At 72.7% G+C, this 14,761-nt stretch carries 11 protein-coding genes; 1 reads left to right on the forward strand and 10 read right to left on the reverse strand.

Going from position 1 to position 14,761, the window contains the following annotated elements:
* The first annotated feature begins 24 nt into the window (after window positions 1-24).
* On the forward strand, window positions 25-2,124 hold the full coding sequence (locus tag IE311_RS02735; protein ID WP_189829852.1) for a protein kinase domain-containing protein: 2,100 nt from the start codon (window positions 25-27) through the stop codon (window positions 2,122-2,124).
* A gap of 76 nt (window positions 2,125-2,200) precedes the next feature.
* Here IE311_RS02735 and IE311_RS02740 read toward each other — a convergent pair whose 3' ends face one another.
* The 10 genes from IE311_RS02740 to IE311_RS02785 form a co-directional block, all read right to left on the reverse strand.
* Complete coding sequence (locus IE311_RS02740; RefSeq protein WP_189829853.1) at window positions 2,201-2,890, reverse strand: hypothetical protein; 690 nt, start codon at window positions 2,888-2,890, stop codon at window positions 2,201-2,203.
* A gap of 14 nt (window positions 2,891-2,904) precedes the next feature.
* On the reverse strand, window positions 2,905-4,146 hold the full coding sequence (mycP, locus tag IE311_RS02745; RefSeq protein ID WP_189829854.1) for a type VII secretion-associated serine protease mycosin: 1,242 nt from the start codon (window positions 4,144-4,146) through the stop codon (window positions 2,905-2,907).
* 17 nt (window positions 4,147-4,163) lie between these two features.
* Window positions 4,164-5,696, reverse strand: a complete 1,533-nt coding sequence (locus IE311_RS02750; protein ID WP_189829855.1) for a hypothetical protein — start codon at window positions 5,694-5,696, stop codon at window positions 4,164-4,166.
* Window positions 5,697-5,740: 44 nt separating this feature from the next.
* Entirely contained in the window at window positions 5,741-6,199 is a 459-nt protein-coding gene (locus IE311_RS02755; protein ID WP_229901669.1) for a hypothetical protein, read from the reverse strand.
* Between the two features lie 138 nt (window positions 6,200-6,337).
* Window positions 6,338-8,668: a xanthine dehydrogenase family protein molybdopterin-binding subunit gene (locus IE311_RS02760; protein WP_189829856.1), complete on the reverse strand. Its 2,331-nt coding sequence runs from the start codon at window positions 8,666-8,668 to the stop codon at window positions 6,338-6,340.
* Window positions 8,665-10,206 (reverse strand): (2Fe-2S)-binding protein, encoded by a 1,542-nt coding sequence (locus IE311_RS02765; protein ID WP_189829857.1) that lies wholly within the window; start codon window positions 10,204-10,206, stop codon window positions 8,665-8,667. Before IE311_RS02765 ends, IE311_RS02760 begins: the two co-directional genes overlap by 4 nt.
* Window positions 10,203-11,078: an FAD binding domain-containing protein gene (locus IE311_RS02770; RefSeq protein WP_189829858.1), complete on the reverse strand. Its 876-nt coding sequence runs from the start codon at window positions 11,076-11,078 to the stop codon at window positions 10,203-10,205. The genes IE311_RS02765 and IE311_RS02770 overlap by 4 nt, the downstream gene beginning before the upstream one ends.
* Before the next feature lie 226 nt (window positions 11,079-11,304).
* A complete protein-coding gene (locus IE311_RS02775) occupies window positions 11,305-12,960 on the reverse strand; it encodes a beta-N-acetylhexosaminidase (RefSeq protein ID WP_189829859.1) in 1,656 nt (551 codons plus the stop codon).
* 4 nt (window positions 12,961-12,964) lie between these two features.
* On the reverse strand, window positions 12,965-13,804 hold the full coding sequence (locus IE311_RS02780; protein ID WP_189829860.1) for a carbohydrate ABC transporter permease: 840 nt from the start codon (window positions 13,802-13,804) through the stop codon (window positions 12,965-12,967).
* Window positions 13,801-14,757, reverse strand: a complete 957-nt coding sequence (locus IE311_RS02785) for a carbohydrate ABC transporter permease (protein WP_189829861.1) — start codon at window positions 14,755-14,757, stop codon at window positions 13,801-13,803. Before IE311_RS02785 ends, IE311_RS02780 begins: the two co-directional genes overlap by 4 nt.
* Between the last annotated feature and the right edge of the window lie 4 nt (window positions 14,758-14,761).

The raw sequence follows: 14,761 nt of genomic DNA on the forward strand, positions 1-14,761 counted from the left end.
CCGATTCCAGCAGAAGGCATTTCCGTGACCACGCAGCCCCTCGCCACCGGCGATCCGCTCCGGCTCGGCCCGTACCGCCTGCTCGGCGTCCTCGGCGAGGGCGGCATGGGCAAGGTGTACGTCGGCAGGGACGCCACCGGAGCCCCCGCCGCCGTCAAGGTCCTCCGCCCCGAACTCGCCCACGACCAGCACCTCGCCCAGCGGTTCGTCCGCGAGGCCGACATGGCGCGGGCCGTCACCAGCAGGGGCGTGGCCCGGGTCCTCGGAGCGCAGACCGAGGGCGGACGGCCGTGGATCGCCGCCGAGTTCCTCGCGGGACCGACGCTCGACGAGGCCGTCAAGGCGTACGGGCCGATGGACGAGGCCGCCGTCCGCGCCCTCGCCCACCAGCTCGCCCGCACCCTCCACGACATCCACGCGGCCGGCCTGGTCCACCGCGACCTCAAGCCCGCGAACATCGTGCTCACCTCGACCGGCCCGCGGATCATCGACTTCGGCATCGCGCGTCCCGAGCACGGCCTCACCCTCACGACGACGGGCCAGATTCCGGTCACCCCGGGCTACGGGGCCCCGGAACAGGTCCTGGGGCAGCGCGTCGGCCCCGCGTCGGACGTCTTCTCCCTCGGTGCGGTCCTCGTCTTCGCGGCGGGCGGCCGCCGGGCCTTCGACGGAGCGCACGTGCCGGCCGTCCAGTACGAGGTCGTGCACGGGACGGCCGACATGAGCCTGGTGCCGCCGCAGCTCCAGGAGCTGATCGGGCCGTGCCTGGCGAAGGACCCGGCGTTCCGTCCGACGCCCCCGCAGGTCGCGGCGGCCTTCGCCCCGCCGAAGGGAGCGGACCGCGCCTGGCGCAAGGGCCCGCTCGCCGAGGACATCAAGCGACGCGAGACCGCGACGAAGCGGCTGACCGCGCCCGCGGACACCGCCGTACCCTCCTCGCCGTCCCGGCGGCGCTTCCTCACCGGAGCAGCCGTCGGCGTGGCGGTCCTGGGTACTGGCGGCGGGGTGGGCGCGTGGTGGCTGAACCGGGGCGCGAAGACCCCGTCGTTCGACGTGCCGCCCGCCGTGGCGACCCCGGAGGCGGCCTTCGTCTCGAGCATCGACATCCGGCAGGACGAGGCCCCCGACACCCTGTGGGGCCCGCTCGACGTGACGGCCCCGGAGGGTGAACTCCCCCTGCCGGTACGGGATGTGGTGATCGTGCAGGCGAAGACGGGCGGGCTGCTCGCCCTCGCCGTCAAGGACGGGAAGGAGCGATGGAGGGCCAAGGACATCGACGCCGACGCCGGTTTCGTCTCCGTCGCCGACCGGCTCGTCGTCGGCGTCGACAAGGAGGGCGGGCTGCGCGCGTTCGTGGCCTCCACCGGCGCCCCCGTCTGGCAGACGGGCAGCGACGTCGACGACGTCCTCGCCGCCGACGACACCCATGTCTACCTGGTGACGAAGGACAACGAGCTCCGCGCCGTCAACGCCTGGACCCTCGCCACGACATGGGCCCGCCCGATGACGTCACCCCGTTCGCAGAACGGCCCCGCGAAGGCCGCGGTGGGCAGGAAGCGGCTCGTGATCCACGGCCGGGACGGCCACTGCGCCGCGCTCTACACCGAGACGGGCGAGACGGACTGGGAGATCAAGGACCAGGGCACCGACGGCCAGGCCCCGACGCTCGGCGACAACAACACCGCCTACTTCGGCGGCTCCCAGCTGACGGCCCGCCGCCTCGACCGCGGTGACTTCATCTGGACGGAGCGGGCGAAGAGCGAGGCGTCCCCGCACGGTTGGGGAACCCCTGTGGCGAGCGGCGACCTCGTCTTCGCGTCCAACGCGTACAACGCCTACCGGTACAGCACGCAGCCGGGCATGAACTCCTCGATCTCGGACTGGTACGAGGTCCTGGACGACACCGGCCCCGGCAACGTCAACCCCCCTGTCGTGCAGGGCGCGACGGTCTGGTTCCACGCCCCGGACAACAGCTACGTCCAGGTCGTCCACAAGACCACCGGCACCCGCCTCTTCCAGGCGAAGTTTCAGCGCACGGGCTCCTACCAGCTGGCGAGCGGCGGCAACCGGGTCTTCATCGCCCGGGGCGGCCGCATCGCGGCGATGCCGGTGTTCGAGAGGTAGAGCCCGGCCGGTCACCCGGTGCACGGCCCCGTCAGGGAGGACGGGGCCTCCTGGGGGACTGGGCGGAGGAAGGGGCCTACTGGGCGGACTGGACGGATGCGGGGGCCGGGACGGTCTTCGGCACCCCGGTCGCCAGCCCGTCGCCTTCGCAGCCCAGCTTCGCGGAGACCTGCCGGGCCGCCGCGTTGGCGAGGGTGATCAGCCGGGTCCGGTGCCGCAGGTCCGTCTCCGGGACGTCCGCCGGGCCCCGGACCACCGCTTCGACGACGAGGGAGCGGGCGGGGGCGTCGAGACGGCAGGAGAAGTAGAGACGACCGATCCCGGAGGAGGCGAAGGCCTCGAGCCCCGAGGCGTAGGAGGTCACCGACTTGGCGAGCGCCGGGCCCAGGTAAGGCCCCTTTCCCGCCGCGCGCACCTCGATCCTGAGGTCCTTCCGGCCGAGCTCGACGGCCCGGAGGCCGCAGTAGCGCACCGGCTGCGGCCGGTAGGAATCGGCCCAGGGCGCGGCCGCGTCGTCACGCAACCGCTCGATGGCCTTGTCCGGCTTCGACAGGTCGTCCTCGAAGTGCTCGGTACCCACGACGGCTTCGAGCGCGGCGGCGACGGGCGCGGCCGAGGCGAAGCCCCCGCAGGCCTCGGCGGCCGTCAGGCCCTCCGGGCCCTTCGTGCCTTCCCCGTCGGCGGTGCCGCCGGAGCAGCCCGCGAGGAGAGCGGCCACCGCCACAGCGGCACCGATGCGTACGCCGCGCGCGTCACGGATGGTCACCGGAATCGTCGCCCTCAGCCCCGTCGCGAACGGAGTACGGGGACGGCGACGGCCCCGGCGATCAGCACCGCCGCGCCGATGCCGATCCCGATCCAGAGGCCGGTGTTGCCGCCCTCCTCCGCGGCCGCGACGGCCGGGGCGGAGGCCGCGGGGGACTCCACGGGGGCCGGGTCGGCGGTCGCGTTGCCGGTGGCCCCGGCCTCGGGGGCCTTGGTCTCCGGGGCCTTCAGGTCGTCGATGGGCCGGACGTCGGCCGGGCCCGGGTCGCCGGGCGTCTTCAGCGTACGGAGCGGCCGGATGGCGCCGTAACCGACGAAGTCACTGCGCTTCTCGCCCCCGGTCGGGGCGGCGACGGTGTTGAGCATGACCTTGAGGACCTGGTTGTTGGTCCAGTCGGGATGCTTCGACCAGAGGAGCGCGGCGGCGGCGGAGGCGAGGGCGGTGGCGTCACTGGTACCGGTGGACTCGCAGATCCCGGTACCGCCGCCGCAGGCGGAGACCGTGTCCTTGCCGGGTGCGACGATGTCGACCTGGTCGCCGTGCTGGGACATGGGGATGCGCTTCATGCTCTTGTCGACGGCACCGACGCCGACGACGCCGGGGGTCGCCCCCGGGTACATCAGGTCGTTGCCCTTCTCGGCGTCGTTGCCGACACCGGCGAAGACCAGTGCGCCCTTGTCCAGGGCGTACTTCACCGCTTCCGTGAGCTGCTGCGAGCCGGTCGGCGACGCCTGCGAAATGTTGATCACCTTCGCCCCGGAGTCGGCGGCGTAGCGAATCGCCTGGGGCATGACCTTGTTGAACTCTTCGTCGGCCGCCGCCTGACTCTTGTCGCCCCCGGTCCCGCCCGGCACACGGACCGGAAGGATCTTGGCTCCGGGAGCCAGCCCGAAGGCGCCGTTGCCACCGTCGCGGGCCCCGGTGCCGGCGATGAGCCCGGCCATACCCGTGCCGTGCCCGGAGTAGTCGGTGAACTGGTCACCCGGCTTGTCCGGAGCGAAGTCCTTGCCCGCGAGAACCTGGCCTCGCAGATCGGGATTGTCTCTCTCCACACCGGTGTCGAGAACAGCGACAGTGACACCCTTGCCCGTGCTGAGCTGCCAGATCTCCTCGGCGCCCATGGCATCCAGGTGCCACTGCCGGGCGCGGATACCCTCCGCGTGGGCGGGTGCGGAAGCGATGCCCACCAGCAGCATCCCCAAGGCGGCCGAGGCGGTGACTCGGGCACGGCTCCGACGAATACTGCTGGTACGCATCTGCTTCCTCGCGCTGATCAGTCGATGACGGGCGGCGCCACGCGGCGCCCCTGCTGCCAGGTCTCCTCGTCCTCGACAAGGTAGTCGGGACGCTCTCCGTTCGTCTCCTCGCGCCGGTCGCCGGCCTGCGTGGAGCCTCCGCGCACGAGGCCGGAGCCACCGGGCGTGAAGGGGCGTGCACCGGTACCGGTGGTCCCGGCGCGCTGCGCCTTGCCGCCGACGACTCCGCCGGCCTCACCGGCGAGACGGCGCCCGCCGCTGATGCCGTTCTGGCCGGCGCCCATGCCGCCGCCCATCGGGCCGCCCATGCCGCCGCCCATGCCGCCGCCCATGCCGCGGCCCATGCCCGTGGCATTGCGGCCGCCCTGCTCCGTGCCGATGACGGTGCTGCGCGGGAGACCGGTCTGGGGGCGTCCCGCGTTGGGTACCGCCTTGCCGCCGCTGATGCCCTCGCGGGTGCCGCCCAGCGGGCCCGGGCCCGTCGGAAGGCCGCGCGGGCCGGTGGTCATCGGGTTCCGTGTGCCACCGGTGACGGGGCCGGTGGGAGGCAGCGATCCCGGGCCGGTCTTGCCGGGAAGCGGAGGCATGCCGGTCGTGGTCACGAACGGGGGCGTGACACCGTCCGGCTTGTTGATCGGCGGCGGACCCCCGGGGGTCGGCGTCGTCGGTCCGGGCGTGGTGGTGGTCGGCGGCAGCGTGTCCACGCTGTCGATGCCGAGGTCCACGGGGACGTCGGGCCGGACCTCGGGACGGACCGGATTCGTCGGGCGGCTCGGGTCGTTCGGGGGCTGGACGATGTTCGTGTCCGGCGTGGTCCGGGTGTCCTGCGGCTGCGGACGCGTGGTGTTCGTCTGCGGCGTTCCGGTGTCGGTACCCGTGGAGCGGTCGCCCTGCGGCGTGGATCCGATGTAGCGCTCCCCGCTACCGATGTTGCCTCCGTCCGAGGGAACGAACGCCCCCGGCGGCGGCGGGAACGTGGGCGGCACCTCGTTGTTCATCCGGTGGCTCGACCACTGGTACGTCGACGAGAGGCGGCGCATCTCCGCTGCCGCCGCCTGCCGGTTCGCCTCTTCCTTGGCCTGGATGGCCGCGGCGTCCTCGGAGTCGGCCATGGAGCTCTTGGCCTTGCCCGCGATCGTCTGCGAGTCCGGGTCGTTGTGGTACTTCCGCGCGGCGGCCAGGTTCTCCTTGGCCTGCTCGTGCGAGGTGTACCGGGGCATGGCGCTCTGCGCCGAGGCGATGGCGTTGGAGTTGTCCTCCATCGGCACCGCGCCCTTCTTGCTGTAAGTGGCGAGCGCCGACGTCGAGTTGGCCACGTTGGTGGCCCATTCGACGAAGGCCTTCTCGGCCTCGCCCTCCCAGTCCATGCCCTTCATGCGGACGCGCAGATCCTCGGCGATCTTCTCCATCTGCATCCCGATGGTCTTCAACCGCTGTGCCGCGTCCCCGACGTAGAAGCTGCTCGCCTCGTCCAGCCACGCCAGCATCTGCTGGTGGGACATGCCGCTGAAGTCGGTTCCGCCGCCTCCGCCGCCCTCTGCAGGCCTCATCTGTCGCCTCTTCCCCGTGTCCCTGAAATTCCGTCGGCGGCTGCCTACTTGAAGGAGCCGTCGCCTTCGGTGCCCTCGCTGCCTTCGCTGGCAGGTGCGCCCTTGCCGGCCTCGATCTCCGCCTGGCGCTTCGCGTCCTTCGTCCGCTGGTGGATCTCGATCATCCTGCGCTTGACGTCGTCGTCCATCTCCTCGATGCCGTTCTTGGAGGCGACGATCGCGATGCCGAGGCCCTCCAGGCAGTCGCTGAGGAGGACGGAGAGGTCCACGAGGCGGCCGAGGACCGCGTCGTAGGCGGTGTACACGCCCTGGGCCTCGGCCCAGGCGGCGCCGCCGCCGCCGAACTTGTCGCGCGTGACCGTTTCCGTCTTGATCTTGTCGGCGCTCGCCTCGGAGCCGCTCAGCTGATCGATCAGGCCCTGGACGTCCTTGCGGAACGTCTCCATGGAATCCGCGCTGTACCGCAGGGCCTGCGCCGACATGCCCATGCCCACGATCGCCATACCCGTACCCCTCCCCCGTGAACCACCTGCTGTGACGTCCGCGTCCATGACGTCTACTACCGAGTCTAGAAGTTCACTGTAGCCAGGAACGACGACAGTGCGCACCTCCGGGTTGCACAAGCAACGGACATCACATGGTTACGAATTGGGCACGGCGACGGCCGCCTGGGGGCGGATCGGGAGGCGGTTGACCGGCCGTCCGGTCGCCGCGCGCACCGCTGAGGCCACTGCGGCGGGTGAGGTGACGACCGGGATCGCGCTGGCGGCCTTGGCGCCGAAGGGTGCGACGACGTCGCGCTCCTCGACCAGTTTCACGATGCGAATGTCCGGGGCATCCAGGGATGTCGGGAGTGCGTAGCCGGTGAAGTCGGGGTGCCGGACCAGGCCGCGGGCGGTGCGGAGGTTCTCCGTGAGGGCCGCGCCGACGCCCTGGGTGACGCCCGCCTCGATGCGGGTGGCGAGCTGGGCGGGGTTGAGGATGCGGCCGACGTCCTGGGCGACGGCCATCTCCACGACGCGTACGGCACCGAGTTCGATGTCCACGTCGACCACCGCGCGGATCGCGCAGAACGCGAGGCCGACGAACGCGTCGCCCTGGCCCGCCTCGTCGAGCGGCTCGGTGGGGTGGGGGCGGCACTGGGCGGTGGCCCAGAGTTCCTTGCCGTCCATCGCCTCGGTGACCGTCGTCGAGAGGACACCGTCGTACGAGGTGATCTTGCCGTCGGTGATCTGGAGGAGCTCCGTCGACATGCCGAACTGGTGGGCCAGCGGCTGGAGGAGCTGGGTGCGGACCATCTTCGCGGCCCGTTCCACCGCTCCGCCGGACACCCAGGTGTGGCGGCCGTGGGCCGCGGGACCCGCCGGCGGCTGGTCGGTGTCGACCGGAGCCACGTGGACCTCGTCGATGCCGAGGGTGTCCTGCACGATCTGCCGGGCGAGCGTCGAGAAGCCCGAACCGGTGTCCACGGCCGAGCAGATGACCGTGGCGATCCCGTCCTGGACCCGGACGGTGGCCGTGGAGACCTCGTCGGTGCCCTCGGCGCCGAGCATGTGCACCATGCCGAGCGCGTAGCCCACGCCCCTGCGCACCGCGCCGGGTTCGCCCGCGCCCTCGGGGCCGCCGGGCAGCAGCCACTCGCCCTCGGGGGTGTCCTTGGGCAGCGGGGGGAGCGGGAAGTCCCGTACAGCAGCGAGGAGTTCGGCCACCGGGGCCGGGCAGGTGACCGTCTGGCCGGTGGGCAGGATGTCGCCCGTCGCCATGACGTTCCGCATGCGCAGCTCGGCCGGGTCGACGCCGAGCTTCGCCGCCAGTTTGTCCATCTGCGCCTCGTAGGCCGCGCACACCTGCATCGCGCCCTCGCCCCGCACATGGCCGGACGGCGGGTTGTTCGTGCGGACCGCCCAGCCCTCGACGAAGGCGTGCGGGACGACGTACGGGCCGCAGGCGAAGGCCACGGCGGCCGCGAGGGACTCGGACGAGGAGTCGGCGTAGGCGCCCGCGTCGAGGAGGATCTGCGCCTCCACCTTCACCAGGTGCCCTTCGGCGTCCGCGTGGTGCCGGTAGCGCAGCAGGGTGGGGTGTCGGTGGGCGTGGCCGAGGAAGGATTCCTCGCGCGTAGCGGTGAGCTTGACCGGGCAGCCGGTGCGCAGCGCGAGGAGGCCCAGCGGGATCTGGAAGCCCGGGTCCTCGCGGTCGCCGGTGGCGCCGGGGACACCGGTGACGACCAGCTTGACCTGCTCGGGCGGCAGTCCGAAGCAGGCGGCGGCCAGGTCGCGGTCGGTGTGCGGGTCGGTGGAGGCCGTGTACAGCTCGACGCCGCCGTCGGGCCGGGGCACGGCGAGGCCGGCCTCGGCGCCGATGGGTGCCGGGTCCTGGCGTCCGATCCGGTACAGCCCCTCGACGACGACCTCGCCGGTGGCGTCCGGGTCGCCGAAGCGGAGCGGAATGTGCCGGATCAGGTTGCCGTCGGGGTGCAGCGCCTCGGCCTCGAACGCCTTCTCCGGGTCGGTGACCGGGTCGAGGAGCTCGTACTCGACGCTGATCGCGGCGGCGGCGAGCCGGGCCGTGTCGGGGTGGTCGGCGGCGACGGCGGCGATCGCCTCGCCGTGGTGCCGGACCAGGTCGGCGGCGAAGACCGGCCGGTCGGCGACCCGCCGGCCGTAGGTCGCCGCGCCGGGCACGTCGGCGGCCGTCACCACGGCCCGTACGCCCGGCATGGCGGTCGCGGCGCCGGTGTCGACGGAGACGATGCGGGCGTGCGGGTGCGGGGAGCGCAGGATCGCGGCCCAGAGCAGACCCTCGGCCCACAGGTCGGAGGCGTAGGGGAAGGTGCCCTCGGTCTTCGCCCGCGACTCGGCCTGCGGGAGGGAGGCGCCGAGGCCGTGCGCGGGCTGCTCCTGGCCCGGGGGCGGGCCGGGGTTGTCCAGGACCGGGGCCGTGGGAACGGCGGTGGTCGCGTCGCTGCTCACGCCATGCCTCCGTCGTGCGGGTGGGGAATCTGGTGCGGGACACGGGGCTCGTCGGCGGTGTCGGCCGCGGCGGCCGCGGCGCTCGCCTCGCGCTCGGCGACGACGTCCTGTACGGCTTCGAGCACACCGCGGTAGCCGGAGCAGCGGCACAGGTTGCCTGCGAGCGCCTGGCGGGCCTCCAGCTCGGTGGGGGCGTGGTTGCCCTCCAGGAGGTCGTGCACGGTCATACACATGCCGGGGATGCAGAAGCCGCACTGGACGGTGCCGCACTTGGCCATGGCCCGCTGCACGTCGGAGGGCTCCCCGTCGACCGCGAGGCCCTCGACCGTCCGCACCTCGCTCCCGGCGGCGGTGGCCGCGGGGACCAGGCAGGAGGCGACGAGCCGGCCGTCGACCTGCACGTTGCACGCGCCGCACTCGCCCTGCGAGCAGCCGTCCTTGGCCCCGGCGAGGCCGAGGCGCTCGCGCAGGACGTAGAGCAGCGATTCACCGATCCAGGAGCCGGTGACGGGCCGGTCGGCGCCGTTGACGCGGAGGGTGTACGAGGTGTGGGGGTGCTCGTCGCTGTCGGTGGAGGCGTAGAGGCTCGCGCCGGGCACGGGGTCGGAACCGGCGTCGGGGCCGAGGTCGGGTCCGGTGGCCGGGTCGGGCTCGCCCGCCGGGTCGGGCTCGCCCGCCGGGTCGGACGCGCCCGGCTCGTCGGACACCTCCCCGGCGGTCGCGTCGGCGTCCGGAGCGGCTGCCACGACGGCGGCGTCCGCGGAGTCCACGGGCTCGCCCACCGGGGCGGTCACCGGCTCGGCCTCCGGGTTCACGCCCTGCTCTTCGTCCGGCTCGCCGGAGAACGCGGCGGCCTCCGCGGCCGGCTCCTCCGGGAGCGCCCATGGCGCCGGGGCGCCGCCCGGCAGGGTCGCCGGGGCCTCGGCGTACGGCCTGGGGTCCGGTGCGGCGAACCCGCCCGGCTCCTCCCCCGCTTCGACGTGCTCGGCCATGTCCGGTACGGCCGGAATCGTCCACTGGCCCGTGGTGCCGGGGTCGGCGGCGGCCGGCGGCGCCTCGGTGAAGCGCCACTCGGCCGTCGCGTGCGGGTCCTGGTCGAAGTGCTCGGCGTGCCCGAGCTCTTCGGGGTGGCCCGGGTGTTCGGCGTGCCCGAGCTGTTCGGCGTGATCGGCGTGCCCGATGTGCCCGTAGTAGCCGGGCTGGTCGACGTACTCGCCCTGCCCGGGCCGCCCGCCCTGCTCCGCGTACTCCGTGCCGTCGAAGTACTGCGTGTGCTCCGCCTGCGTCGGCAGGTGGACGTTCCACGCACCCGTCGCCGCCGGGTCGGTCGCCGCCGTCGGCGTGAGCGGCTGGAGCGGCGTGATCATCGGCGGTACGTAGCCGTGGCCGGGCGCCTCCAGGGGCACTCCGTCCAGCATGAAGTCGGGCGGCAGCTGGACGAACGCGGTCGCGTCCCCGTCGTAGCCCTCGCTCTGCGGGATCGGCTCCCAGCCGCCGGGGCTCACGCCCTGGTTCCCGTGCTGTTCGTTGCTGCTCACGACAGTGCCCTCCCCAGTGCCCGTCGGGCGAGTGCGGCGACCGTGCGCCGCAGGTGCTGTACGGCCGGGGGCAATACTCCGTCGCCCGGCGGGTCCGGGATGCAGGCGGCGGCGACGTACTCGCCGAACGCCGTGAGCGCCTCCGGGGCGAGCCCGCGGTCGTTGTCCCAGTCCACCAGCGAGGCGATCCAGCGCTCCGCCTCCAGCGGGCGCAGCGGCATCGGGGCGACGGCGCCGACCGCGCAGCGGACCCCGCGCCGGGCCGGGTCGAGGACGACGGCGACGGAGGCGGTGGCACGGGCCGGGCCGGTGCGGCCGGTCGCCTTGAGGAAGACCTGGGGGGCGTGGAGCAGCGGGACGCGGACGAAGGCGACGAGCTCGCCGGGGGCCAGCAGGTCGCGTCCTGCCAGCAGGTGGGAGACGGGGATCTCGCGGCTGCCGAGCGGCCCGAGGACGACCAGGTCGGCCTCCAGGGCGGCGAGGACGGGCAGCGAGTCGCCGGTGGGCGCGGCGGTGACGACGTTGCCGCCGAGGGTGCCCGCGTTGCGGATCTGGGGCGGTCCCGCGGCGCGGGAGGCGGCGGCGAGGGCCGGGATGAGGGCGGCGAAGTCGGGGCGGCCCATCCGGGCGTGGGTGAGGCCCGCGCCGAGGAGGGCGTGTCCGTCCTGGTACTGCCAGCCGCGGATCTCGTTGATGCGGCTCAGGCCGACGAGTCCGGCGGGTCGGAGCTGACCTTTGTTGACGGCGGCCATCAGGTCCGTGCCGCCGGCGACGGGCACGGCGGCCGGCATGGCCGTGAGCGCCGCCACGGCCTCGTCGAGCGAGGCGGGCAGCGTCACGGACTGCGCCGTCTGTGGTGCGTGCGTGGTCAACCCGCTGCCCCTTCCCGGTGTCCCGGTGGTCCCCGACTGTGCCCGGCGGTCGCGCCTGCGTGTGGGCGTACCGTACGTGCTCACAGGCCGGACGTGGCAACTCTGGCACATCTTCCGAGCGGTCCGGCGCGAGGGTCCGCGAAGGACTGTTCCGTCCGGGACGCCCCATGGAGCGACGGTAACTTCCGTTTCGCCGCTCTTGGGTGAAGGGGGGACGTCGGGTCCCTCACACGATCGGGGGCCTGCCCTCCAGGGGGCGCCCGAGGACCCCGGGGCGCTGCTGCCGGGGGTGGGGTCCGGCGGGCGGCCGGTAGTCGACGCCGAGGGCGTCGAGGCGGCGGTAGTGGGTGTCCATCCGGCGCTCGAAGGCCGGGTAGTCGCGCGCCTCGGGCGCGGGCAGCGCGGACCAGGCCACCTCGGCGAAGGCGGCGAGGCGCGGGAAGACCTGGTAGTCGACGCGGGACCGGTTCTGCATGACCTCGGTCCAGACGTTGGCCTGGGTTCCCAGGATGTGGGCGGCGGCCTCGGGCGAGAGGCCCGGCGGGACGGGCTCGAAGCGGTAGACGTCCTCCAGGGTGCGGACGTATCCGATGGGCATCGGTTCGTCCTCGCCGGGCGCCTGACGGTGGTCCAGGTACACCTGTTGCTCGGGGCACATGACGACGTCGTGGCCGGCCTCGGCGGCCGCGATCCCGCCCCCGTACCCCCGCCAGGACGACACGGCCGCGCCGTCGGCGAGGCCGCCCTCCAGGATCTCGTCCCAGCCGATGAGCCGCCGTCCGCGGGCGGCGAGCCAGCGGTCGAAGTGGCGGATGAACCAGGACTGGAGCTCGTCCTCGTCGGCGAGTCCGAGTTCCGCGATACGGGCCTGGGCGGCCGGGGAGGCCTTCCACTGGTCCTTGGGGCACTCGTCGCCGCCAACGTGGACGAAGGGTGACGTGGCCGCCGGGAAGAGGTCGAGGACCTCCTCGAAGACCCCCTCGTAGAAGCGAAGGACCGCTTCGGTGGGGGCGAGGACGTTCGGGTTGACGCCCCAGCTGTCCCAGACGGTGAGGGCGGCGGTGTCGACGACGTCGGTGTTGCCGAGTTCGGGGTACGCGGCGATGGCGGCCTGCGAGTGGCCGGGGAGGTCGATCTCGGGGACGACGGTGATGTGCCGGTCGGCGGCGTAGGCGACGATCTCGCGGATGTCGTCCTGGGTGTAGAACCCGCCGTGCGGGGTCTCGTCCCAGAGGGGCGAGGCGCGGTGGCCCCACTTGCTGCGGGCCCGCCAGGAGCCGACCTCGGTGAGCCGGGGGTGGCGCTTGATCTCGATGCGCCAGCCCTGGTCGTCGGTGAGGTGGAAGTGGAAGACGTTGAGCTTGTGGGCGGCGAGGAGGTCGAGGTACCGCAGGACGTCGTCCTTGGGCATGAAGTGCCGGGAGACGTCGAGCATGAGGCCGCGCCAGCCGAAGCGGGGGGCGTCCTCGATCGTCTGCGCCGCCAGTGCCGCGACCGCCCTCGTGCCGACGGGCGCCGCGCGGAAGGCCTCCGGGCCGAGGAGCTGGCGGAGGGTCTGTGCTCCCCAGAAGACGCCGGCCGGTCCGCCGCCGATGATCTCGACGACGTCGTTGATCAGGACGTGGAGCCGGTACGCCTCGGGGGCGAGGCTGTCGTCGAGGCGCAGCCTGATCGTGTGGGTGGCGTTCTCGTCGGCCGTCTCGCGCAGGGGCAGTCCGAAGGCCGCGCCGAGCGTGTCCCGCAGCCAGCGCGCGGTGGTCTCGGTGCCGGTGGCGGCGCCGAGGGTGGTCCGCCCGTCCAGGACGAAGCCGCAGCGGTACGGCCCCTCCACGCGCGCGGGGGCCGGGATCAGGGCCGTGTCGGGATAAGGGTCGGGGGTCATCGCGTCAGTCCTTCACCGCCCCGCCCAGTCCCGAGACCAGGCGGCGCTGTACGAGTACGAAGAAGACGAGCACCGGGACGGTCATCACCGTGGAGCCGGCCATGATGCCGCCCCAGTCGTTCTCGTCGGGCTTGAAGAAGACGAGCAGTGCCATGGGGAGGGTGGACTGCGAGGTGTCGCTGATGATGAACGACTTCGCGAAGAGGAAGTCGTTCCAGGTGGAGATGAACGAGAAGACGCTGGTGGCGACGAGGCCGGGGAAGACCAGCGGGAAGAGGATCTGCCACAGGAAGCGCGTGCGGCTCGCCCCGTCGACCTGGGCCTGTTCCTCCAGGGCCTCGGGGACCGCCTTGACGAAGCCGCGCAGCATCCAGATCGCGAAGGGCAGCGAGAAGGCGATGTGCGGCAGGATCAGCGAGCCGAGGGTGTTGAGCTGTCCGGCGTCCCTCATGAGGAAGAACAGCGGGATGGTCAGGGCCTCCACCGGCACCATCTGGGCGACCAGGAACATGATGAGGAGCGTCGTCCGGAACTTGAAGCGGAACCGGGTGACGGCCGTCGCCGCCAGGAAGGCGATGAGCGCGGAGGCGAGGACGACCGTGCCCGCCACGATCAGCGAGTTGAGGAAGTAGCGGCCGAACTCCTGCTGCTCGAAGACGCGCCGGAAGGAGTCGAGGGACGGGGAGAGGGTCCACGGCCGGGGGTCGGTGGACTGGATCTCGCCCGCCGGCTTGAAGGCGGAGAGGACCATCCAGTACAGCGGGAAGGCGACGGCCGCCGCGACGAGCAGGGTGACGGCCTCGGCGGCGAGCCGCCCGGGCCGGCGTATCCGGAGTGGGGTCACAGTTCTTCTCCCTGGCGTCGCAGCAGGCGCAGGTAGATCAGCGTCACGGCCAGCAGGATCAGCAGCATGACGACGCCGATCGCCGAGCCCAGGCTGTACTGGGACGAGGCGAAGGCCTTCTGGTAGGCGTACACGTTGAGGACGAGGTTCTGGCCGGCGATGCCGCCGCCGTTCGTCATCACGTAGATCTGGGTGAAGAGCTTGAAGTCCCAGATGATCGACTGGATGGTGACGACGACCAGGATCGGCCGGAGCATCGGCGCCATGACCGAGCGCCAGATCCGCCACTGCGAGGCGCCGTCGAGGGCGGCGGCCTCCAGGACCTCGGACGGGATGGCCTTGATGCCGGCGTAGACGGTGACCATCACGAACGGGAAGGAGCACCAGACGACTTCGAAGAGGACCAGGGCGAAGGCGCTGTACTTGCCGTACGTCCAGGAGAAGTCGCCGAGTCCGAGCAGCTTGTTGACGGGGCCGAAGTCGGCGTCGAAGAGGAAGACCCAGACCGTGGAGCCGGTGATCGCGGGGGTGGCCCAGGCGCCGAGCGCGGCCACCATCAGGGCGAACCGGGGCAGTGCCCGGACCCGGGTGAGGAGCACGGCGAGGGCGCAGCCGACGGCGAGCGTGGTGACGACGCAGGCGGCGGCGAAGAGGACGGTGGCGAGGAGGACCTGCCAGAACTGGGGGTCGGCGAAGAGGGTCGTGTAGTTGCCGAAGCCCTTGAAGGAGGTCGGTTCACCGCCGCTGACCTGGGCCTGGGTGTACTCCAGGAAGGAGATCAGGCCCAGCTGGTAGACGGGGTAGACGAGGAGTCCGCCGAGGACGACGAGGGCGGGCAGGAGGTAGAGCCAGGGGGTCCAGGGGCGGTGGCCCCTGGGGCCGCCGCGGCGCGGCGGCCGGGGAGCCGGGGGCGCGGTCGCGTCCGGCCGCTTCTCGATGAGCTGGGTCGTCATGCGT

Origin of the sequence: Streptomyces zaomyceticus, assembly GCF_014656215.1 — a bacterium.
Classification (GTDB): Bacteria; Actinomycetota; Actinomycetes; order Streptomycetales; family Streptomycetaceae; genus Streptomyces; species Streptomyces zaomyceticus.

What these genes read in the sequence shown, in the direction of transcription:
- IE311_RS02775 (WP_189829859.1), bottom strand. Translation starts at nt 12,960, where the DNA reads ATGACCCCCGACCCTTATCCCGACACGGCCCTGATCCCGGCCCCCGCG.
- IE311_RS02785 (WP_189829861.1), bottom strand. Translation starts at nt 14,757, where the DNA reads ATGACGACCCAGCTCATCGAGAAGCGGCCGGACGCGACCGCGCCCCCG.
- IE311_RS02750 (WP_189829855.1), bottom strand. Translation starts at nt 5,696, where the DNA reads ATGAGGCCTGCAGAGGGCGGCGGAGGCGGCGGAACCGACTTCAGCGGC.
- IE311_RS02755 (WP_229901669.1), bottom strand. Translation starts at nt 6,199, where the DNA reads ATGGCGATCGTGGGCATGGGCATGTCGGCGCAGGCCCTGCGGTACAGC.
- mycP (WP_189829854.1), bottom strand. Translation starts at nt 4,146, where the DNA reads ATGCGTACCAGCAGTATTCGTCGGAGCCGTGCCCGAGTCACCGCCTCG.